This window comes from Brachybacterium kimchii, assembly GCF_023373525.1.
Taxonomy (GTDB): domain Bacteria; phylum Actinomycetota; class Actinomycetes; order Actinomycetales; family Dermabacteraceae; genus Brachybacterium; species Brachybacterium kimchii.
Window position 1 is genome coordinate 747,840 of sequence record NZ_CP097218.1, and the last position, 21,837, is coordinate 769,676.

Annotated in this window: 22 protein-coding genes; 18 read left to right on the forward strand and 4 right to left on the reverse strand. The window is 72.3% G+C overall.

The features are described from left to right. Positions 1-60 precede the first annotated feature (60 nt). Positions 61-444, forward strand: a complete 384-nt coding sequence (locus M4486_RS03375) for an iron chaperone (protein ID WP_249479662.1) — start codon at positions 61-63, stop codon at positions 442-444. Positions 445-551: 107 nt separating this feature from the next. Here the strand turns inward: M4486_RS03375 and M4486_RS03380 are convergent, their stop codons facing one another. Together M4486_RS03380 and M4486_RS03385 are read right to left on the reverse strand one after the other, a co-directional pair. After that, entirely contained in the window at positions 552-1,676 is a 1,125-nt protein-coding gene (locus M4486_RS03380) for a DUF4870 domain-containing protein (protein ID WP_249479664.1), read from the reverse strand. A 150-nt stretch (positions 1,677-1,826) separates the two neighbouring features. Then, positions 1,827-2,717 (reverse strand): DUF3097 domain-containing protein, encoded by an 891-nt coding sequence (locus M4486_RS03385; RefSeq protein WP_249479666.1) that lies wholly within the window; start codon positions 2,715-2,717, stop codon positions 1,827-1,829. A gap of 82 nt (positions 2,718-2,799) precedes the next feature. Between M4486_RS03385 and hrcA the strand changes: the two genes are divergently transcribed. The 6 genes from hrcA (at position 2,800) to M4486_RS03415 (ending at position 8,820) form a co-directional block, all read left to right on the forward strand. Beyond that, a complete protein-coding gene (gene hrcA, locus M4486_RS03390; protein ID WP_249479669.1) occupies positions 2,800-3,828 on the forward strand; it encodes a heat-inducible transcriptional repressor HrcA in 1,029 nt (342 codons plus the stop codon). A 76-nt stretch (positions 3,829-3,904) separates the two neighbouring features. Further along, positions 3,905-5,035, forward strand: coding sequence for a molecular chaperone DnaJ (gene dnaJ / locus M4486_RS03395; protein WP_249479671.1), 1,131 nt, complete (start codon positions 3,905-3,907; stop codon positions 5,033-5,035). 26 nt (positions 5,036-5,061) lie between these two features. Beyond that, positions 5,062-5,862: a 16S rRNA (uracil(1498)-N(3))-methyltransferase gene (locus M4486_RS03400; protein WP_249479673.1), complete on the forward strand. Its 801-nt coding sequence runs from the start codon at positions 5,062-5,064 to the stop codon at positions 5,860-5,862. 222 nt (positions 5,863-6,084) lie between these two features. Further along, positions 6,085-7,089: an ABC transporter ATP-binding protein gene (locus M4486_RS03405; protein ID WP_249479676.1), complete on the forward strand. Its 1,005-nt coding sequence runs from the start codon at positions 6,085-6,087 to the stop codon at positions 7,087-7,089. Continuing rightward, entirely contained in the window at positions 7,086-7,949 is an 864-nt protein-coding gene (locus M4486_RS03410) for an ABC transporter permease (RefSeq protein ID WP_249479679.1), read from the forward strand. Before M4486_RS03405 ends, M4486_RS03410 begins: the two co-directional genes overlap by 4 nt. Position 7,950: 1 nt before the next feature. Beyond that, positions 7,951-8,820 (forward strand): ABC transporter permease, encoded by an 870-nt coding sequence (locus M4486_RS03415; protein WP_249479682.1) that lies wholly within the window; start codon positions 7,951-7,953, stop codon positions 8,818-8,820. 121 nt (positions 8,821-8,941) lie between these two features. Here M4486_RS03415 and M4486_RS03420 read toward each other — a convergent pair whose 3' ends face one another. After that, positions 8,942-9,484 (reverse strand): NADPH-dependent FMN reductase, encoded by a 543-nt coding sequence (locus M4486_RS03420; RefSeq protein ID WP_249479684.1) that lies wholly within the window; start codon positions 9,482-9,484, stop codon positions 8,942-8,944. 148 nt (positions 9,485-9,632) lie between these two features. Between M4486_RS03420 and M4486_RS03425 the strand changes: the two genes are divergently transcribed. The 7 genes from M4486_RS03425 (at position 9,633) to M4486_RS03455 (ending at position 16,662) form a co-directional block, all read left to right on the forward strand. Continuing rightward, complete coding sequence (locus M4486_RS03425; protein ID WP_249481062.1) at positions 9,633-10,025, forward strand: histidine triad nucleotide-binding protein; 393 nt, start codon at positions 9,633-9,635, stop codon at positions 10,023-10,025. Further along, positions 10,022-11,137 carry a PhoH family protein gene (locus M4486_RS03430; RefSeq protein WP_249479686.1) on the forward strand — a complete coding sequence of 372 codons (1,116 nt, stop codon included), beginning with the start codon at positions 10,022-10,024 and terminating at the stop codon, positions 11,135-11,137. The genes M4486_RS03425 and M4486_RS03430 overlap by 4 nt, the downstream gene beginning before the upstream one ends. Continuing rightward, entirely contained in the window at positions 11,134-11,601 is a 468-nt protein-coding gene (gene ybeY, locus M4486_RS03435) for an rRNA maturation RNase YbeY (protein WP_228358367.1), read from the forward strand. Before M4486_RS03430 ends, ybeY begins: the two co-directional genes overlap by 4 nt. Then, the gene (locus M4486_RS03440; protein ID WP_249479689.1) at positions 11,598-12,971 is read left to right on the forward strand and encodes a hemolysin family protein; all 1,374 of its coding nucleotides are present in this window, start codon (positions 11,598-11,600) and stop codon (positions 12,969-12,971) included. The genes ybeY and M4486_RS03440 overlap by 4 nt, the downstream gene beginning before the upstream one ends. Further along, complete coding sequence (gene era, locus M4486_RS03445) at positions 12,964-13,938, forward strand: GTPase Era (RefSeq protein WP_249479691.1); 975 nt, start codon at positions 12,964-12,966, stop codon at positions 13,936-13,938. Before M4486_RS03440 ends, era begins: the two co-directional genes overlap by 8 nt. Positions 13,939-14,285: 347 nt before the next feature. Further along, positions 14,286-15,995 carry a 2-isopropylmalate synthase gene (leuA, locus tag M4486_RS03450; RefSeq protein ID WP_249481063.1) on the forward strand — a complete coding sequence of 570 codons (1,710 nt, stop codon included), beginning with the start codon at positions 14,286-14,288 and terminating at the stop codon, positions 15,993-15,995. A 253-nt stretch (positions 15,996-16,248) separates the two neighbouring features. Beyond that, entirely contained in the window at positions 16,249-16,662 is a 414-nt protein-coding gene (locus tag M4486_RS03455; protein ID WP_249479693.1) for a DUF1801 domain-containing protein, read from the forward strand. A 27-nt stretch (positions 16,663-16,689) separates the two neighbouring features. Here the strand turns inward: M4486_RS03455 and M4486_RS03460 are convergent, their stop codons facing one another. Beyond that, entirely contained in the window at positions 16,690-17,817 is a 1,128-nt protein-coding gene (locus M4486_RS03460; RefSeq protein ID WP_346731763.1) for an EamA family transporter, read from the reverse strand. 112 nt (positions 17,818-17,929) lie between these two features. On the opposite strand from M4486_RS03460, the gene M4486_RS03465 reads away from it, so the two are divergent. From M4486_RS03465 to M4486_RS03480, 4 genes are all read left to right on the forward strand, one after another. After that, positions 17,930-18,850, forward strand: a complete 921-nt coding sequence (locus tag M4486_RS03465; RefSeq protein WP_249479695.1) for a LysR family transcriptional regulator — start codon at positions 17,930-17,932, stop codon at positions 18,848-18,850. Positions 18,851-18,903: 53 nt separating this feature from the next. Beyond that, entirely contained in the window at positions 18,904-19,692 is a 789-nt protein-coding gene (locus M4486_RS03470) for a methyltransferase domain-containing protein (RefSeq protein WP_249479697.1), read from the forward strand. Positions 19,693-19,759: 67 nt separating this feature from the next. Further along, positions 19,760-20,491, forward strand: coding sequence for a DNA repair protein RecO (recO, locus tag M4486_RS03475; RefSeq protein WP_249479699.1), 732 nt, complete (start codon positions 19,760-19,762; stop codon positions 20,489-20,491). Positions 20,492-20,635: 144 nt separating this feature from the next. Beyond that, positions 20,636-21,433, forward strand: a complete 798-nt coding sequence (locus tag M4486_RS03480) for an isoprenyl transferase (RefSeq protein WP_249481065.1) — start codon at positions 20,636-20,638, stop codon at positions 21,431-21,433. Positions 21,434-21,837 lie beyond the last annotated feature (404 nt).

Here is a 21,837-nt window from a genome sequence, read left to right on the forward strand (position 1 = left end):
TCCGGGTGCGGATGCACGGGATCCCGTGCACGGGCGCAGGGCCGGTGCCAGACTGCTGGCATGACCGCGCGCACCGGGAAGCCGAAGACCGTCGACGAGTACTTCGCCGGGCTGGACGGCCCCGCCCTCGAGCTCGCCCAGCAGCTGCGCGAGCTCGCGCGCGAGGTCGTCCCCGAGGCGAGCGAGCAGCTGAAGTGGGGCAACATCGCCTGGGTGCATCCGCAGGGCATGATCCTGTTCGTGGTCAGCACCCACGCGAAGCACGCGAACGCGGCCTTCACGCCCAGCACCCGCGAGGCCTTCGATGCGCAGCTGGAGGACTTCGAGACCGGCAAGGGCACCGTGAAGCTCCCGTACGGACGGCGGATCCCGGTCGACCTGCTGCGCGAGATGATGCGCCACCGTCTCCGCGAGTACGAGGTGGACGGCGTCACCTGGAGGTAGGGGACGTCAGCACCGACATCGTGCGGACGACGGGAGGGCCCGGGATCATCCAGATGATCCCGGGCCCTCCCGTCGTCCGATGCGGGGACCGCTCGCGCGGCCCCGGCTCACTTCACCAGGCGGATGTTCATCGGGTAGTTCCACCACTGGCGGTCGTTCGCCTTCACGGCGCCGATGATCGCGAAGATGATGTGCAGGACCGCGGGGACGGCGACCACCACGAAGAGGAACGAGAGGATCCCCAGGGAGATCAGGGCGAGGATCCCGCACACGATCGTCAGCACGATCTCCGCGATGACCACGGCGATCGCCGCGTTCAGGGCCTCGGCCGCGTTGAACCGGATGAAGCGGTTGCGGTCCTTGAAGACCAGGAAGATGATCAGCGGTCCGAGCCAGCCCAGCGTGCCGAAGCTGACGACGTACCCGATCACCACGGCGAGCTGCGCCAGCATCGACCACAGCTTCACGTCGGACTCGGCCGCTGGCTGGCCGGTCAGCGGCCCCGTGAACACGCCCTTGATGTGCGGAGGGGGAGTGTTCGACCAGTCGCCCGCGGAGGCCTGGCCCGGGATCTGCTGGTAGGCGCCCTGCTGCCCACTCGCACCCTGCGGGTATCCGGTGTTCTGCGCGTACCCGGAGTTCTCCTGGTATCCGCCCTGCCCATCGGCGGGGTTCGGGTGAGCCGCGCCCTGGGGGCCGGCCTGCCCGGAGCTCTGCGCGGGCCCGCCGTGGCCGTAGCCGTAGCCGCTCTGCTCACCGCTCGGAGCCGCGCCCGCGGCGGACGACGGCGCCGCCTCGCCCGCGCCGTACGGATTGGCCTGCCCAGAGGGGGAGGCCTGCCCGTACGGAGTGGCCTGCCCGTAGGGCGATGCCTGGCCGTAGGGCGACGCCTGGCCGTAGGGCGACGCCTGATCGTACGCCGAGGACTCGTCGGACGCCGTCGCCGGATCCGGAGCCGGTCCCCAGGTCGGGTCCGATGCCTGCCCGTCGTCCGTCGGACGCGGAGCGGAGAACTCGTTCTCCACGGCGTAGGCCCCGCCCTCGTCGACGGTCGCGCCGTCTGCGGCGATGCTCTCTGCGGTCGCACTGCCGCCGGGCGCATCCGTCCCCTCGGCGCCGGGGGCGCCCTCGGGTGCGGCGTCGGCCTGTGGGCGGCCGGCAGTCCACGCGCTCTCGTCCGTGCCCTCCTGCGTCGGCCGATACGGGTCGACGGGTCCGTTGTTCTCGCTCATGGGATCGCTCCTCGTCCGGTTCGATCGCTCCGCAGCGCGGTCGCGCAGGCCGAGCGGGTTCACGTGCGCCACGAGCCTATCGGGCGGATCACGGCCGCGCGCGGGGGAGTTCCGCGGCGTCCCCCGGGGGAAAGCCCCCGATCGCCGGGCTCAGGACTCGGTGGTCACCCAGTCGATGAGCTCCTCGATGCGTCCGGAGAGGGTCGGCTCGACGTCGGCGTAGGAGCGGACCGTCAAGAGGATCCGCTGCCAGCCCTCGGCGATGTCGGCCTGCTCGGCGTGCGGCCAGCCGAGCGCCCGCAGCGTCCCCACCTTGATGTCGGTGCCGCGGGGCACGTGGGGCCATGCCTTGAGTCCGACGCGCGCGGGGCGCACGGCCTGCCAGACGTCGACGTACGGGTGGCCCAGGATCAGCACGTTCCCGCGCGCCCCGGGAAGCCGCATGGTCTCCTCGGCCAGCCGCGTCTCCTTCGAGCCCTTGACGAGGTGGTCGACGAGCACGCCCAGGCGCCGGCCCGGGCCGGGGGCGAAGTCGCGCACGCGTTCGGCGAGGTTGTCCGCCCCGTCGAGCATCTCGACGACGACGCCCTCGATGCGCAGGTCGTGGCCCCACACCTTCTGCACCAGCTCGGCGTCGTGCTTGCCCTCGACCCAGATCCGCGAGGCGCGGGCCGTGCGGGCCTTCGCGCCCTGCACGTAGACGGAGCCGGAGGCCGAGCGCTGCCGGGCGGGAGCGGCGGCCGCGGCGCGCTGCGGCGGGACCAGGCGCACAGGTCTGCCGTCGATCATGAAGCCGGGGCCCATCGGGAAGCCGCGGCGCCGGCCGCGTCCGTCCTCGAGCTCGACGACGAGCTCGCCGGCGATCTTCTCGAGGCGCACGATCGCGCCGGTGAAGCCCGAGGACGCCTCCTCGACGACGAGATCCCGCTGCGCGGGCACATCGGCGGCCTGCGGGGCGCGGCGGTGGTGGGAGGGCGCGGGCGAGGAGAGGACGTCCTGGCCGTAGCGGTCGGGGAAGGATCGCGGTGACACGGCCGACACCGTACACCGGTGGCGAACGCCTCTCGTGGAGCGGCGTCGGTGACGCGTAGGATTGGCACTCGGAAGCGAACAGTGCCAGCGCATGGGAGGTGAGCACGTGGAGGAGCGCAGGCTGCAGATCCTGGGCGCGATCGTCGAGGACTACGTCGCCACCCGCGAGCCCGTGGGCTCGAAATCCCTGCTGGACCGCCACGATCTGGGGGTCTCGGCGGCGACGGTCCGCAACGACATGTCGCTGCTCGAGGAGGAGGGGCTGATCACCCAGCCCCACACCTCCGCCGGTCGCGTGCCCACCGACAAGGGCTACCGCGCCTTCGTCGACCACGTCGCCGCGATCAAGCCGCTGTCCTCGCCGGAGAAGCGGGCGATCCGCTCCTTCCTCGACGACGCCGGCGATCTCGACGAGCTGCTGACGCGCACCGTCCGTCTGCTCGCCCAGCTCACCCACCAGGTCGCCCTCGTGCAGTATCCGGCGGTGCGACAGGCCCGGGTGCGCCACGTCGAGCTCGTGAAGGTGGCCGACGCGCTCCTGCTCGTCGTCCTCATCACCGAGTCCGGTCAGGTCGACCAGCGCACCATCCCGCTCCTCGCGGGACGCTCCGCCGAGTTCGACACGGACTTCTACGCGGACCTGCGCGCGCGCATGAACCAGGCGGTCGTCGGCCGCGAGGTCACCGACCTCCACGGGCCGCTCGCCGAGCTCGTCACCCGCAGCCCCGCCGCGGTCCAGGAGGCGTGCCGCGAGGTCGTCGACGCCCTGCTGGGGCTCGCCGACAGCCGCACCGAGGACCGCATCATCATGGCCGGGGCCGCGAACCTCGCGCGCTCGGCCGGGGACTTCACCACGCAGGTCGAGCCCCTCCTGGACGTGCTCGAGGAGCAGCTCGTGCTGCTGCGCCTGCTGGGCTCGATGCGCGCAGAGCCCGGAGCCGTCGAGGTCCGCATCGGCCAGGAGATCCCCGAGCACGCGCTCACCCAGGCGTCCCTCGTGGGCGCCGGGTACCGTGACGGCTCGCACCTGGCGATCCTGGGCCCCACCAGGATGGACTACGTGACCGGGATCTCGACCGTCCAGGCCCTCGCGCGCTACGTCTCCCGCTTCCTGGGCTGATGCTCGTCCCCGAGATGAGGCACCCGACGCTTCTGCCCGCGCCCCACCGAACCACCGCCACAGCAAGGACCCCTTCGTGAACGACGACTACTACGAGCTGCTCGGCGTCAGCCGCGAGGCCTCGACCGACGAGATCAAGAAGGCCTACCGCAAGCTCGCCCGCACCCTGCACCCGGACGTCAACCCCGACCCCGAGGCGCAGGAGAAGTTCAAGCGGGTCTCCCAGGCCTACGAGACCCTCTCGAACCCCGACCGGCGTCGCCAGTACGACATGGGCGGCGGCCCTGGCATGGGCGGGTTCCCCGGCGGGGCGTCCTTCGACTTCTCGGACATCTTCGACATGTTCGCCGGCGCCTCGGGCATGCGCGGCCGCGGACAGGGCCCCACCCCGCGCCGGCGCCGCGGAGGCGACGTGCTGCGGCGCACCGAGGTGAGCCTGCGCGACGTCGTCTTCGGCACCGAGCAGGACGTCACCTTCCGCACCGCCGTCACCTGCGACCGCTGCCAGGGCTCCTGCTGCGAGCCCGGCACGAGCCCCACCCGCTGCACCAACTGCAGCGGCAGCGGCCATGTCCAGCGCGTCGCCCAGTCGCTGCTCGGCCAGATGGTGACGATGGCGCCCTGCCCCGTCTGCGGCGGCCACGGCGACGTCATCGAATCCCCCTGCACCCAGTGCTCCGGCCACGGCCGCACCCCCAGCGAGCGCACGGTCACCGTGCGCATCCCGGCGGGCGTCGAGGACGGCACCCGCATCCAGCTGCGCGGTGAGGGAGAGGTCGGTGAGGCCGGCGGCCCCGCGGGCGACCTCTTCGTCGAGCTCTCCGTCGCCGAGCACGACGTCTTCGTGCGCGAGGGCTCGGACCTGGTCACCCGTCTGCGGATCCCGATGACCGCCGCCGCGCTCGGCGCGAGCATCCCCCTGGAGACCTTCGACGGCGAGCGCACAGTGGAGATCCAGGCGGGCAGCCAGCCCGACGAGGAGATCGTCCTCAAGGGCCTCGGCGTCACCCCGCTGCGCCGCAGCACCCGCGGCGACATCCGCGTCGAGCTCGACGTGCAGATCCCCACCCGGCTCGACGACGACCAGCGCGAGCTGCTCGAGAAGCTCGCGAGCGTCCGCGACGAGGAGAAGCCCGCCGCCACGTCCGGCCGGCGCGGATCCCACGGCGTGTTCGGCAAGCTGCGCGATCGCCTCCGCGAGCGCTGAGACCCGATCCGCCGAGGAGCCCCGCCGTGCCCGACACCCCCGCCGCCTTCCTGGTGCTCGACGACGCCCTCGCCGCGCTCTGCGAGGGCTCGATGTACGACCTCGCGGGCGAGGAGGGCAGGCATGCGGCGAAGGTCGCGCGCATCCGCGCGGGGGAGCGGATCCTGCTGAGCGACGCGGCCGGCCGTCAGGCCCGCGCCGAGGTGACCGAGGCGCGCAAGGAGGAGCTGACCCTGCGTCTGCTCGAGGCCCCCTCGGATCAGGTGACCCGCACCCCGCGCCTGTCCCTCGTGCAGGCGCTGGCCACCGGCGGACGCGACGAGCAGGCGATCGAGTCGGCGACCGAGCTGGGCGTGGACCGGGTGACGCCCTGGATCGCGCACCGCTCGGTGTCCGTCTGGAAGGGCGAGAAGCTGCGCAAGGGGCGTGCGCGCTGGGAGAACACCGTGCGTGCGGCCGTCAAGCAGTGCCGCCGGCGCGGGATCCCTGTGGTCGACGACGCGCGGACCAGCCCCCAGCTCGTCGAGGATCTGCGTGCGCGCTCCGCGGCGGGCGCCCTGCTCCTCGTGCTGCACGAGCAGGAGTCGGTGGGGCTCATGGGACTCGCCGAGGAGCTGCGCGCCCTGCGCGCCGACGAGGTGCCTGCCGCTGTGCCCGAGATCGTGGTGGTCGTCGGCCCCGAGGGCGGCATCTCCCCGGAGGAGCTCGCGCAGTTGAAGGAGGCCGGGGCGCGATCCGTGCTGCTGGGCCCCGAGGTGCTGCGCTCCTCGACCGCGGGCCCCGCGGCCCTCTCCGTGATCAGCGCACTCATCGGCCGCTGGGGCTGAGAGCGGCCCTCTGAGCGGGCTCGATGTGTGGCCCGAACCCGGGGCACGCACCGAATGTCCTTGTGTGCTGGGTCACGCCATGGAAACCTAGCGACCCATGTCGCTGCGCGCCGCTCCGTCCCTCCCCTCCTCGATGATCCGGCGCATCGTGATCCCACCGGGCGTCCCGCTGTCGACGGGATCGGGGACCGACGGCGGAGCGGCGGCCGGGATGCTCCGCGGATGATCCGCGCCGAGCACCTCGTCAAGGAGTTCTCCCGGCCCGCGCGCGTCGAGGGGCCCCTGTCCTCGGTGCGCTCGCTGTTCAGCACGCGCCGCGTCCTCACCCGCGCGGTCGACGACATCTCGCTGCGGATCGACGACGGCGAGATCGTCGGCTATCTCGGCCCCAACGGAGCCGGCAAGTCCACCACCATCAAGATGCTCACCGGCATCCTCGTGCCCACCTCCGGGCACGTCGAGGTGGAGGGGATCGTGCCCTGGAAGGACCGGCGCGCGAACGCACGCAACATCGGAGCCGTCTTCGGCCAGCGCACCCAGCTGTGGACCGACCTGCCCCTGCGGGACTCCTTCGAGTTGATCTCCCGGCTCTACGGGCTGGGACGCGAGGACTACCGCCGAGCCCTCGACGAGTTCGTCGACCTGCTGGACATGGGGTCCTTCATGGACACCTCGGTGCGCTCGCTCTCCCTCGGCCAGAGGATGCGCGGCGACATCGTCGCGGCGATGCTCTACCGTCCGCCAGTGCTGTACCTCGACGAGCCCACCGTCGGGCTCGACGTGGTCGCCAAGGTGCGCATCCGCGAGTTCATCGCCCAGCGCAACCGGGACGCCGGCACCACGGTGCTGCTGACCACGCACGACATCGCCGACATCGAGCAGCTCGCGCACCGGGTGGTGATCATCGATGAAGGGCGGATCCTCTACGACGGCACGCTCGCCCAGCTCCGTCGGGAGTACGCGCCCTACCGCGAGATCGTCGTGCGCACGCGCGAGGAGCCGACGCTCGCGCACGTCGGTGACATCGAGCGCACGACCACCCGGCCCGACGGCGACGACCACCTCACCGCCTTCCGCTTCGACCCGGTGCGGATCCCCGCCCCGGCAGCGATCAGCAGGCTCTCCGACGCGCTCGAGGTCCTGGACATCACCTCCCGCGAGCCGGGCGTCGAAGACGTGATCCGCCGGATCTACCTCAGCGGGAGCGTCGGACGGAGCGGCCGATGACATCCGGCGCGCAGACCATCCCTGCGCAGGGAACGGCCCTCGGGGGCAGCTCCCTGCCCCTGGCGCTCGCGGCACGTGCGCTCGCTGCCGCCTGCGGGCAGTCCTGGCGCTCGCAGTTCGTGTTCAGGGCCTCCATGTGGAGCGGCATCGTCGGGGCCGTTCTGCAGGTGATCCTCGTGCACCTGGTGTGGACCGCGGTCTACGGCAGCCGGGAGAGCGTCGCCGGGGTCGACCAGTCCGTCGCGATCACCTACGCCGTCCTCGGCGTGCTCGCCACCCTCGTCTTCCAGCCCTTCGTCTTCGACACCCTGTACGGCAGGCTGCGCACCGGCGCGATCGCCTTCGACGTGATGCGGCCGGTCTCCGCGGTGCCCATGGCTCTGGCCCAGCAGCTCGGCTCGAGCCTCGCGCAGCTGCCCGCCGCCGGCTGCGCGCTCGTCGTCGGGCTCGCGCTCGGCGCCGTGGATCCTCCGCCCACGATCGCCTCGGGCGTCGCCTTCGCGGTCTCGATCACGCTGGGCCTCGTGATCGCCCAGATCATGAACTTCACCGTGGGCCTCGTCGGCTTCTGGACGCTCGAGGTCGGGGGCGCATTCCTCGTGTACCGCATGCTCGCCCAGTTCAGCTCCGGAGCGCTGATACCGCTGTGGTTCATGCCGGGCGCCCTGCGCGCGGTGCTCGGCTGGCTGCCGTTCTCCGCGCAGATCTTCGTGCCGATCTCCCTCTACGTCGACCCCGACCCCGGGTGGCACACCGTCAGCGCGATCGGCGGCCAGCTGCTGTGGATCGGACTGCTGATCGTGCTGGCGGCGCTCGTCTGGCGCCGCGCGATCCGACGGCTGGTGATCTTCGGTGGCTGAGATGCACGGACCCTCGGAACCCGCCGGGCCGACGGGGCCCGCGCGTCCGGCCGAGACCCTCGCGAGACCCGTCCCCGCCTGGCGCACGTACGCGATCCTGGTGCGCGCGACCTGGCGCAGCATGCGCGTGCACCGCGTGAACCTCGCGATGACGTTCCTGGGCAGCGCGGCGCTGCAGGGCACGCAGCTCGCCTTCATCGGCGTGCTGCTGAACGCCTTCGGCGCCATCGCCGGCTGGAGCGTGGGGGAGGTCGCTCTCCTCTACGGGCTGCGTCTGACCGCGCACGGCGTCTGCACGATCAACTTCGGCCAGCACCGCGGGAGCGCCCAGGCGATCCGCGACGGCATCTGGGACCGCTTCCTGCTGCGGCCCGCGCCGCCGCTCATGCAGCTGCTCACCCGGATGTTCAACCCGGGCACGATCGGCGACCTGGTGCTGGGCCTCGCGATCCTCGTGACCGCCGCCGGGATGGTCGACGTCGCCTGGACGCCGGGCCGCATCGTCTACCTCGCCCTCGCCGCGATCGGCGGCGGCCTCGTGGAGGCGGGCATGCAGATCGCGATCTCGGGACTCGACTTCCGCTGGGGGCCGATCACCCGCGTCAAGGACACGATCGACCGCATCCTCACGGACTTCGGCGCCTACCCGATGAACATCTTCGGGGTCGTCGGCGGCTGGCTGCTGACGGCGCTGATCCCGCTCGCGTTCATGGCGTACCTGCCGATCACCGTGGTGCTCGGACGGGCCGACGAGGCGGTGGTCCCGTCGGCGGTCGCCGTGCTCTCGCCGCTCGCGGGGCCCGTGCTGCTGGTGGCGGGCGTGCTCTGCTTCCGCCTCATGTCCCGCTGGTACACGAGCCCCGGGAACTGAGGCCCTCGGCCGACCGGGTTCCCGCCCTCGCCCGGACACAGGCGGGCCCGGGACCCCTCGGGAATCCCGGGCCCGCCCGGTGGTCGATGCCGCTGCGCGCGCCCTGGGCGCGCCCTGCGGGTCAGGCGGCCGGCTGCAGCGCCTTCTCCTCGAGGGAGGCGAGGTCCGCGGCCAGACGCGCCACCTTCTCCTCGCCGACGAACAGCTCGCCCTCGAGCGAGAGGTCCTGGCGGAAGCCGAGCCCGAGCGTGTCGACGACGTCGGCGCCGACGCGGGTCATCAGGGTCTCCAGGAGGGGGAGCACCTCGTTCGCGGCGTTCCAGCCGTAGCCGACGAGCAGCAGCGGCAGGCCGCTCCACTCGCCGTAGAGGAAGTCGACGGCGTTCTTGAGGGCGCCGGGGTACGAGCCGTTGTACTGGGGGGTGAGGATCACGGCGGCATCGAGGGCGGCGATGCGCTCGCCCCAGGTCCGGCCGTGGTCGGTGGTCTTGTCGGCCCCGGACTTCGGGGACTGCGGCTCGTCGAAGGCGGGCAGCGCGACCTCGCGCAGATCGATCAGGTCCACCTCGAAGCGGTCGTCGACCGCATCGGCGACCCAGCGCGCCACGTGGTCGGCGACGCGGTTCGGGCGGGCGCTGGAGAGGATGATTCCGAGCTTGGGCATTCCGGGGACCTCACGAAAATAGTTGACAACTGAACCAGTCGGGGCCAGTCAACTCCTTGGCACCCTCGAAAGCCAGGATCATGAACCAGCTGTGGTCGACCCCACGCGCACGCCCCGTCGGCCCGCGGCCCGTAGAATCGAGACCATGATGAGCACCGAGCCCGCCAGCGCCCCGACGCCCGGCTCCGCGGCCGCGATCCGCGTCGACCCCGAGTGCGTCTTCTGCAGGATCATCGCGGGGGAGATCCCCTCCGAGCGCGTCCACGAGGACGAGACGGTGATCGCCTTCAAGGACCTCTCGCCGAAGGCGCCCGTCCACGTCCTCGTCGTGCCGCGCACGCACCTGCGCGACGTCCGCGAGCTCGCGGACGAGCCGTCCCTGCTGGCCCACGTGGCCTCCGTGGCGGGGGACCTCGCCGCCGAGCTCGCGGACGGCGACTTCCGGCTCGTCTTCAACACCGGCGCACAGGCCGGCCAGACCGTCTTCCACGTGCACGCGCACGTGCTCGCGGGCGGAGAGCTCGCAGAAGGAGAGATGTGAGCGACCCCGCCACTCCCGCACCGGGCCCCGAGCCCGCCCTCACCGAGAGGCACCTCTCGATCCCCGACCACCTCAGCCCCCTGCAGGTGCTCGGCGAGTCCGACAGCGCCCTGGACGCCCTCGAAGGGGCGGTCCCCGAGGCGGACATCGTCGTGCGCGGTCACCAGGTCACGCTGCGCGGCACCGCCGACGCGGTGCGCCGCGGCGAGCACATCGTGCGCTCGCTCATCCAGATCGCGCAGCAGGGCCAGACCGTCACGCCCGAGGCCGTCGGCCGCGCGGCCGCCCTCTACGGCGACGAGCGCGCCGCGGGCGAGCGCATCGACACCGTCCTCTCGCAGGCCGTGCTCTCCTCGCGGGGGCGCACGATCCGCCCCAAGACCCTCGGCCAGAAGCAGTACATAGACGCCGTCGAGAACTCGACGGTGACCTTCGGCATCGGCCCCGCCGGCACCGGCAAGACCTACCTCGCCGTCGCCGTCGCGGTGCGCATGCTGCTGACCAAGCAGGTCGATCGCATCATCCTCACCCGGCCCGCGGTCGAGGCGGGGGAGCGGCTCGGATTCCTCCCGGGCGGCCTCAACGAGAAGATCGACCCCTACCTGCGTCCCCTCTACGACGCGCTGCACGACATGCTCGACCCCGAGTCGATCCCGCGGCTGATGGGCGCCGGCACCATCGAGGTGGCGCCGCTGGCGTACATGCGCGGGCGCACCCTGAACGACGCCTTCATCATCCTCGACGAGGCCCAGAACACGAGCCCCGAGCAGATGAAGATGTTCCTCACCCGCCTCGGCTTCAACTCGACGATGGTCGTCACCGGCGACGTCACCCAGGTCGACCTGCCCGGCGGCCAGCCCAGCGGGCTCAAGGTCGTCGAGCAGGTCCTGCAGGGGATCGACGACATCTCCTTCTGTCGGCTCACGCCGCAGGACGTCGTGCGCCACCGGCTGGTCTCCGAGATCGTCGAGGCCTACGGGCGCTGGGAGATCGGCGGCCGCGATGCCCGCGGCGGTCCCGGCGGCACGGGAGGGCGCACGAACAGGGGCTCCTCCGGGGGCCGCGGAGGATCCGGCCAGCGCCGGCACGAGAGCAGGAGCACCGGCCGATGAGCATCGAGGTCCGCAACGAGACCACCACCCGCATCGACGAGCGGGAGTTCGTCGACCTCGCGCGCTTCGTGCTCGAGAAGATGCGGATGCACCCGCTCACCGAGCTCTCGATCCTCTTCGTGGACGAGTCGGCCATGGAGCAGCTCCACATCCAGTGGATGGACGAGCCGGGGCCCACGGACGTGCTGAGCTTCCCCATGGACGAGCTCACGCCGGGCACCGAGGACCAGGCCGCACCTGAGGGCCTCCTCGGCGACATCGCAATCTGCCCGAGCGTCGCCGCCAAGCAGGCCGCCTCCTCCGGACACAGTGCGGTCGAGGAGATGCTGCTGCTGGCCACCCACGGCATGCTCCATCTCATGGGCTACGACCACGCCGAGGAGGACGAGAAGAAGGTCATGTTCGATCTCCAGCGCCGGCTGCTGCTGACCTTCCTCTCCACGCGCGGCCAGGACGCCGAGTGACGGCGCTCCTCCTCGTCCTCATCCCGCTGGCCGTGCTCGGCATGGTCTGCGGCGGTCTGCTCTCCGCGGCCGACGCCGCGCTGCTGGGCACCTCCCGCGCGGCGCTCGAGCGCCACCTCGAGGAGGCCGAGGCCCCCGAGCGCGTGCGCCGACGCGTGCTCCACCAGCACGAGGACGCCCCGCACACCCTCGCCGCGATCAGCCTGGGCCGCGTGATCTCCGAGTCGATCATGGCCGTCGCGATCACCGCGATCGTGTTCGAGACCATGGACGGCTGGGTGCTGCCCACCCTGATCTCCGTGGCGATCGCGGTCGTCGGCTCGTTCCTCGTGGTCTCCGTGTCCCCGCGCACCGTGGGACGGCGCCGTCCCGAGCGCTTCTCGACGCTGCTGTCGGGGCTGATCGGCGTGGTGCGAAGCCTGCTCGGTCCGCTCGCGCGCCTCATGATCCATGTGGGCTCGGCCTTCACGCCCGGCGGCAAGATCTCCGGCGGCCCGTACGCGACCGAGGCGGAGCTGCGCCAGTACGTGGACCGGGCCATGGAGAACGAGGAGCTCGAGGACTCCGAGCGCGACATGATCCAGGGCGTCTTCGACCTCGGCGACACGCTGGTGCGCGAGATCATGGTGCCGCGCACGGACATCGTCACGGTCACCGCGGACACGACCGCGGAGAAGGCCATGCGCCTGTTCGTCCGCTCCGGGTACTCCCGGATCCCCGTGGTCGGCGAGACCGTCGACGACCTCCAGGGCGTCCTCTACGTCAAGGACGTCATGCGCACGATCCACTCCCCGTGGGATCCCCGCCCCGAGCGGCCCGTCAGCGAGATCATGCGCGCACCCATGGTGCTGCCCGAGTTCCTCGGGGCCGACGAGGTCCTGCACGCGATGCAGACCCGTCGGGTGCACATCGCGATCCTCGTCGACGAGTACGGCGGCGTCTCCGGGATGGTCACCATCGAGGACGTCCTCGAGGAGATCGTGGGCGAGATCGCGGACGAGCACGACCGTGCCGAGCTGCGCATCGAGGACCTCGGCGAGGGCATGTTCCGCGTCCCGGCGCGCGAGAGCATCGGGGCCGCCGGCGAGCTCTTCGGCCTGGACATCGAGGACGAGGACGTCGACACCGTGGGCGGCCTGCTCGCCAAGGCGCTCGGGCGGATCCCGATCCTCGGCGCGGAGGGCGACGCGCTGGGCCTGCACCTGGAGGCCGACCGCACCGGCGGGCGCCGCAAGCAGCTCGCGACCGTGCTCGTCAGCCGCACACCCAAGGACGAGCGCGAGGACACCCGCACCGGCGCGGTGCCCGTGATCGCCGCGCACGAGGACGAGAGCGGCGACGCCGTCTCCGAGGAGGAGCACCATGGCTGAGAGCAGCATCGGGAGCGGCGAGGCCGACGGTCCTCTCGAGCACCGGGCGGGGTTCGTCGCGCTCGTGGGCCGGCCGAACGTCGGCAAGTCGACGCTCACCAACGCCCTGGTGGGGGAGAAGGTCGCGATCACCTCCTCCAAGCCGCAGACCACGCGCCGCGCGATCCGCGGCATCCTCACCCGCGAGGACGCCCAGATCATCCTCGTGGACACCCCCGGCGTGCACCGCCCGCGCACGCTGCTGGGGGAGCGCCTGAACGACCTCGTGCGCGAGACGCTGACCGAGGTCGACGTGGTGGGCTTCTGCCTGCCCGCCGATCAGAAGATCGGCCCCGGCGACCGCTTCATCGCGGAGGACCTCGCCGAGATGCGCCAGGGCCGGCGCGGCCCGAAGGTGGTCGCGATCGTCACCAAGTGCGACCTGGTGCGACCCGAGCGGATCGCCGAGCACCTCATGGACGTCGACCAGCTGCTCGACGTCGACGCGATCGTCCCGATCAGCGCCGTCACCGGACGGCAGATCGACGACCTCGTGGGCGTGATCGCCGGCCTCCTGCCGGAGAGCCCGCAGCTGTACCCCGACGGGCAGCTCACCGAGGAGAGCGACGAGGACCGCATCGCCGAGCTCATCCGCGAGGCCGCCCTCGAGGGCGTGCGCGACGAGCTCCCGCACTCGATCGCCGTGGTGGTCGAGGAGATCGCCGAGACCGATCCCGACGGCGACCCCTTCGCCGAGGTCGCCCCCGGAGAGGGGCGCCTGGTGGTGCGGGCGAGCCTCTTCGTCGAGCGCGACAGCCAGAAGGGCATCATCATCGGCCGCGGCGGCTCCCGGCTGAGGGAGGTCGGCGCGCACGCCCGCGAGGGCATCAATGCGCTGCTGGGCCGGCGGGTCCACCTCGACCTGCGCGTCAAGGTCGCCAAGGACTGGCAGCGCGACCCCCGCCAGCTCGGGCGGCTCGGATTCTGAGACGGGGATCGGGTGCGCCGCGCCGGGTGTACGGTGTCTCACGTGCTGGGAACGATCCTCCTGCTTAGCCGCCGCGTCGAGGCCTGATACGCCGGGACCTCGCCGCGGCTGCTCCTCTGCCCACCCGGCGACCCGCATCAGCAGACGAAGGATCTTCCGTGAACACCACTGCGACCAGCACCTCCCAGCCCTCCGCCTCCGCCGCGAGCGCCCCGTCGGCCCCCGCTGATCCCCGCACCGACGCGCACACCGGCGAGGTTCCCCCGGTACCGGCCCGCGCCGCGACCGCCGACCCGTCGCTGCCCGTCGTCGGCTCCGACGGCGAGGCGCCCCAGCAGCTCTCGGGCATGCCGATCCACAAGTACCTGCCCTTCCACGAGCAGATCCGCGCGGAGCTGCCCGACCGCACCTGGCCCGACGTGCGCATCACCCGCGCCCCGCGCTGGTGCGCGGTCGACCTGCGCGACGGCAACCAGGCGCTCATCGACCCCATGAACGCCGAGCGCAAGCTGCGGATGTTCGAGCTGCTCGTGCGCATGGGCTACAAGGAGATCGAGGTCGGCTTCCCCGCCGCGAGCCAGACCGACTTCGACTTCGTGCGCACGCTCATCGAGGAGGACCGGATCCCCGAGGACGTCTCGATCCAGGTGCTCACCCAGTCCCGCGAGCACCTCATCGAGCGCACCTACGAGGCGATCGCCGGAGCGAAGCGGGCCGTCGTCCACCTGTACAACTCGACCTCGATCGTGCAGCGCGACGTGGTCTTCCGCTCCGACGAGGACGGCGTGCTCGACATCGCCGTGCAGGGCGCTCTGCTCTGCAAGAAGTACGAGGAGACCGTCCCGGACACGCAGATCACCTACCAGTATTCGCCGGAGTCCTTCACGGGCACCGAGCTCGAGTACGCCGTGCGCGTGTGCAACGCGGTCGCCGAGATCATCAAGCCCACCACTGAGCGCAAGATGATCGTGAACCTGCCGGCGACCGTCGAGATGGCCACCCCGAACGTCTACGCCGACTCGATCGAGTGGATGAGCCGCCACCTGGAGCCCCGCGAGGCCATCGTGCTGTCCCTGCACCCCCACAACGACCGCGGCACGGGCGTCGCCGCCGCCGAGCTCGGCTACATGGCCGGGGCCGACCGCATCGAGGGCTGCCTGTTCGGCAACGGCGAGCGCACCGGCAACGTGGACCTGGTGACGCTGGGCCTGAACCTGTTCAGCCAGGGCGTGGACCCGCAGATCGACTTCAGCGACCTCGACGAGGTGCGCCGCACCGTCGAGCACTGCAACCAGATGCGCGTGCCGGAGCGCGTGCCCTACGGCGGCGACCTCGTGTTCACCGCCTTCTCCGGCTCCCACCAGGACGCCATCAACAAGGGCCTGGACCGCATGGGCGCCGACGCGGAGGCCGCCGGCAAGGACATCGACGACATCGTGTGGCGGGTGCCCTACCTGCCCATCGACCCCAAGGACATCGGCCGCTCCTACGAGGCCGTGATCCGCGTGAACTCGCAGTCCGGCAAGGGCGGCATGGCCTACCTGCTGCGCACCGAGCACGGTCTGGACCTGCCGCGCCGTCTGCAGATCGAGTTCTCCGGCATCGTCCAGAACATCACCGACTCCGAGGGCGGCGAGGTCTCCGCGGCCTCCCTGTGGGACTGCTTCACCGACGAGTACCTGCCCGCGCAGGACCCCGCCCGCACCTGGGGGCGCTTCGGCTTCCACGGTGTGCATCAGGAGTCCGCGGGCGAGGGCTCGGACCGCATCACCGTCGAGCTGCGCGTGGACGACCACGAGGAGACCGTCGAGGGGTACGGCAACGGCCCGCTCGACGGCTTCGTCAAGGCCCTGGCCGGCCAGGGCGTGCAGCTGCGCATCCTCGACTACGCCGAGCACGCGCTGACCGAGGGCGACGACTCCCTGGCCGCCTCGTACATCGAGTGCGAGATCGGGGACCGGATCTTCTGGGGCGTCGGCATCGACGGCTCGATCACCCGCGCCTCGCTGCAGGCGATCGTCTCGGCGCTGAACCGGGCCGAGCGCGCGAAGGGCTGACCGGGCGCGGCATGGTGCCGGGGGAGGGGCCGACGGGGCATTCCCGTCGGCCCCTTCGTGCCCTCTGGAGACTGCCTTCTCGGCCCGACGCGGCCTCCACGGGCCACTGGTGGCGAGCCGTGCCATATACGCCATGGCTCCCCACCAACGGCCCTTCCACGACACCGCACGGCCGGCGCACGGGGGCCGACCTCTGGCAGGCCGCCGCTCTCCGCGTGCCCTCCAGCTCCCGGAACCTCAGTAGGCTCGCGCCATGGCCCACGAGGTGAAGACGAAGCCCACGCAGGAGGACCCCGTCGCCTACTGCGCCGCTCTGCCGACTTCTCGGCGGCGCGACGAGGGCGCCCGTCTGCTCGACCTGTTCGGCGAGGTGACCGGGGCGACGCCCGTCATGTGGGGACCGAGCATGATCGGCTACGGCGAGAGGGAGTACCGCGGCCGGACCTCGCACGGCACCTGGTTCCGGGTCGGCTTCAGCCCCCGGAAGGCCGCGATCTCCCTGTACGGCCTGCAGGACCACGCACAGGCGGCGCCGCTGCTCGAGACGCTCGGCAAACACCGCCAGGGCGCGGGCTGCGTGTACGTCAACGGCCTCACGGACGTCGACGAGGACGTGCTGCGCGAGCTCGTCGCACTCGGCTGGAGCAGCGGCACCCCGGGCTGCTGACTCGGCGCGGACCGGACCCGGCGGCCCTCAGGGACGGTCGGGCCCGCCGACGTCGTCGGCCTCGTGCTCCTGAGGGTCGAGGACCGGGAACTGCCCGGTGACGGCCTCCGGCTCGGCGATCGCCTGCACGGACAGCGCGGCGGGGTACTCGTCGACCGGGAGCGTCTCGAGCTCGCCGTCGCTCGGCGCGGGGCGTGCCGCCCGGTCCGCATCGTCCGCGCCGCGGGACTGGGCGCGCCGGGCGGTGATCGTGGTCCCCGCGCTCGCGGCGACCACGAGCACCACGGCGAGCAGTCCGTAGACGGTGGGCACCTGCGCGAGCAGGACGAGCCCGGCGATCGTGGCGATCGCCGGCTCGAGGCTCAGCAGGATCCCGAACACGTGACGGGGCAGGCGCCGCAGCGCCGCGAGCTCGAGGGTGTAGGGGATGACCGAGGCGAGCAGTGCGGTGGCCACGGCGAGCAGCAGCAGCCCCGGGCGCGTGACGGCGGTGAGGGCGCCGCCCGCACCGAGCGGGAGCAGGGCGAGAGCCCCGATCGCGAGCGCGACCGCGAGACCGCCCTGACCGGGGACCTGCCGACCCACGTGCGAGCTCGCGAGCACGTAGAACCCCCAGAACACGGCGGCGATCAGCGCGAACAGGACGCCGACGGGATCGAGCGCCCCGGCACCCGCGAGGCTCTCGAGCCCGAACATCCCGATCCCCGCCAGGGCGAGCACCACGCAGGCCAGATCGGCGGCGCGGCGCGAGAGGATCGCCGAGAGCACGAGCGGGCCCAGGAACTCGATCGCGACCGCGGTGCCCAGCGGGATCCGCTCGATCGCCGCGTAGAAGCTGCCGTTCATCGCGCCCAGTGCGAGGCCGAAGGCGAGCACTGCTCGCCACTGCCCGCCGTTCCAGCCGCGCACGGCGGGGCGGACGAGGACCAGCAGGACGATCGCCGCGATCCCCAGGCGCAGGCACGTCACGCCCCATGAGCCGAGTGCGGGGAACAGCTGTGCGGCGAGTGCCGCCCCGAACTGCAGCGAGGTGCACGAGCCCAGGATCATGAGCACCGCGGGAGCGACGGGGGACGCGGGGGAGGGCTGCGCGGGTGCGGTCGAGGCGGCGCCGGGCTGGGCGGCTGCGGTGGAGGGCGCGGGCGAGGAGGTCACGCATCGATTCTCCGCGCGCTCACCGGCACGTGGAAGATCAGCAGGGCGAGGATTCGTGCGCGATATCGTGAAGCGTTGCTGAATGGTCGCTCGAAGGCCCTCAGGAGGTCCGATGCTCCACCTCTCCCGGCTGCGCACGCTGCACGTGCTCGCGCGCCTCGGGACCGTCGGCGCTGTCGCGCGCAGCCTCGCGTACTCGCCGTCCGCCGTCTCCCAGCAGCTCGCCCAGCTCGAGAAGGAGACCGGTGCGCGCCTCACCGAGCAGATGGGCAGACGCCTGGTCCTCACCGACGCGGGCCGCCTGCTCACCGAGCACGCCGCCGTGCTGCTGGAGGGCGTCGAGCGCGCCGAGTCGGACCTCGCAGCGACCCGGCCCGCGCTCTCGGGAGTGCTGCGGGTCGCCTCCTTCCAGTCGGTCATGCTCTCGCTCATCCCTCCCGCGCTCACGGTGCTCTCCGCCGCGCATCCCGACCTGCAGATCGAGGTCCACCAGCGCGAGGTCGAGCCCGCGTACGAGGGCCTGCTCGCCCATGAGTTCGACCTCGTGCTCGGCGAGGAGTACCCCGGGCTCGACGAGCCGCACAGGCCGGGCGTCCAGCGCGAGCCCCTCCTCGAGGACCCGCTCCTGCTGGCCGTCCCGTCGTCAGGACCCTGGTGCGAGCCGGCGCGGATCGAGGATCTCGCAGATGCCAGCTGGACGGCGGACCCGGAGACCGTCATGCCCGGGGTCTGGGTGCGCAACCACCTGCGCCGCCTGGGCCTCGAGCCGCGCGTCCGCTTCGAGACCATCGACCTGCTCCTGCAGGCCCACCTGGTGCGCTCGGGGCACGCGGTCGCGATCCTCCCCGGGCTCGTGGCGCGCGAGCACCTGGGACCCGCACGGCTCCTCGAGCTCGCCGGCGCGCCCCGCCGCCGGCTCCACACGGCGGTGCGCAGCGGCCGCCGCGACCATCCGGCCACACGGGCGCTGCGCACGGCCCTCGCCGAGGCCGCCGCCACGCTGGCTTCCGCGGTTCCCCCGAACCTCTCTTGATATCAAGATAACGTGGGCTCGCCCCGCACCGCACCCACGGATGGAGTCCGCCGATGACGCCCCCTGCGCCTGTCCCGCCGCACAGCTGGAGCCCCTCGCAGTACCTCGCCTTCGGCGACGAGCGCGGCCGTCCCTTCCTCGACCTCACCTCGCGCATCGGCGCGCAGGACCCGGGGCTCGTCGTCGACCTCGGCGCCGGGCCGGCGACGCTCACCGTCCTGCTCGCCCGGCACTGGCCCGGCGCGGAGGTGATCGCCGTGGACTCGAGCCCCGCGATGATCGAGCGCGCCGCGACGGTCGACGGGGTGCGCGCCGAGCTCGCGGACCTCGCCGCGTGGCGCGCGCCGCGTCCGGTCGACGTCCTGGTGACCAACGCCGCCCTGCAGTGGGTCCCCGGCCACCTCGAACTGCTGCCGCAGCTGATCGACCAGGTCGCGCCCGGGGGATGGTTCGCCATGCAGGTGCCCGGCAACTTCGACGAGCCCAGCCACGCGATCCGCCGCGAGCTCGCGTCGCAGGACCCCTTCGCCGAGCACCTCGAGGGCATCGCGAGCCCCGCGTCCCACGACGCCGCGACCTACCTGCGCGCGCTGCAGGACACCGGCTGCGAGGTCGACGCCTGGGAGACCACCTACCTGCACGTCCTGCACGGCGAGGACCCGGTCTTCGAGTGGGTCAGCGGCACGGGCGCCCGGCCCACCCTGCAGGCCCTGCCGGCGGAGCTGCGCGAGCGCTTCGTCGCCGCGTTCAAGCAGCGGCTGCGCGAGGCCTACCCCGACGACGGCCAGGGGGTCGTCCTCCCGTTCCGCCGGATCTTCGCCGTGGCCCGCAGACTGGCCTGATCCCACGCCGGCCGACGGGGCGCGGCGGGCGCCGACCGTGGGCCCCCGGCGGTAGATTCGACCCATCATGCAGAAGCTCTACCGGGACGACGCGATCGTCCTGCGCACCCACCCGCTCGGCGAGGCCGACCGCATCATCACCCTGCTGACTCGCCGGCACGGGAAGGTGCGCGCCGTCGCCAAGGGGGTGCGGCGCACGGGCAGCCGCTTCGGGGCGCGCCTGGAGCCGTTCACCCTGGTGGACCTGCAGCTGCACGCGGGACGGAACCTGCACACCGTCACCCAGGCCGTGACCATCGAGGGGTTCGCGGGCGCCATCGCCGCGGACTACTCGCGCTTCACCGCGGCCACCGCGATGCTCGAGACCACCGACCGCCTCACCGACGACGTCGTGGATCCCTCGCAGCGCGGATTCCTGCTGCTCGTGGGGGCGATGCGCACCGTCGCCGCGGGAGCGATCCCCGCCTCGCTCGTGCTCGACTCGTTCCTGCTGCGCACCCTGGCCCTCGCCGGCTGGTCGCCCGAGCTGCGCGTGTGCGCGACGTGCGGGGCCGACGGTCCCCACCACGCCTTCGACGTCTCCGCGGGCGGCCTCGTCTGCAGCGCGTGCCGCCGCCCCGGGGCGGTCGCCGTCCGTCAGGCGGCGATCGAGCACATGATCTTCCTCATGGCGGGCGACTGGGAGAACGTCCTGGACTCCGAGCAGACCACCCGCGAGGAGGCCAGCCGCCTGATCGCCGATACGATCACCTGGCACCTGGAGCGATCGGTCCGCTCCCTGGGGTACGTCGAGCGCTGAGGAGCAGTCGTGGCACGCAGGAGCACGCAGCGGAGGGAACGGCCCGGCGCGGAGGGCGCCGGTGACGGCGGACGCCGCACCGTCGACGCCCCGCGCCGTCCCGCCGAGCCCTTCGCGCATCCCAGCGGGGCCCGGCCCCCGCAGCTGCCGCCGCAGACCATCCCCGGTCACGTCGCGGTCGTCATGGACGGCAACGGACGCTGGGCGAACCAGCGCGGGCTGCCCCGCACCGCGGGCCACGAGGCCGGCGAGGCGGCGCTGCTCGACGTGGTCGCAGGGGCCCTGCAGATCGGCGTCACCCATCTCTCGGCCTACGCGTTCTCCACGGAGAACTGGAAGCGCTCCCCGGAGGAGGTCCGCTTCCTCATGGGGTTCTCCCGCGACGTGCTGCGCCGTCAGCGCGACACCCTGCACTCCTGGGGCGTGCGGATCCGGTGGATCGGCCGTGAGCAGCGGCTGTGGAGCTCCGTCATCAAGGAGCTCAAGGAGGCCGAGCGCCTCACCGCGGGCAACACCCGGATGACCCTGTACATGTGCGTGAACCACGGCGGCCGCGCCGAGATCGTCGACGGCATCCGCGAGGTCGCGGCGCTCGCCCGCGAGGGCCGTCTGAGCCCGCGCGCGATCACGGAGTCCTCGTTCCGCCGGTACCTCGACGACCCCGAGATGCCCGAGGTCGACCTCTTCCTGCGCACGAGCGGGGAGCAGCGCACCTCGAACTTCCTGCTCTGGGAGGCCGCCTACGCCGAGCTGGTGTTCGTGCCCGAGCTGTGGCCGGACGTGGACCGCCGGGTGCTGTGGCGCGCGGTCACCGAGTACGCGCGGAGGGATCGTCGCTACGGGGGAGCGGTGGACGCTCCGACTCCCGAGGCAGGCTCTCCTGCCCCCGCGGCTGCTCCATCGACTGCTGCTCCCGACTCTCCCGCGACCGGCGGCGTCTGAGCACGAGCAGGACGACCAGCGCGATGACGAGCGCGAGCACCAGGATCGCGACCCAGGGACTCAGCAGGAACAGTTCGATCCAGGTGATCACGACGGCCAGTCCTATCGTCGCGTAGATGACGGCCCAGGCGAGGCCGCCGATGAGCAGCGCCGGCACGTAGCGCACGGCCGGCATGCGGGTGAGGCCGGCCGAGAGGTTCGCGGCGGTCTGGAAGCCGACGGTGAGGAAGCTCAGCGCCACGACGGGCGCGCCCCACCGGTTCACGATGGTGATCGCGCGATCCACCGACGGGCTCTCGATCATCCTCGCGAGCCGCCCCCGGTGCGCGAGCCGATGCGCCCCGCGGCCCACGAGGTAGGTGCCGCCCGCGCGGCACAGCACGATCACCCAGAGAAGGCCGACG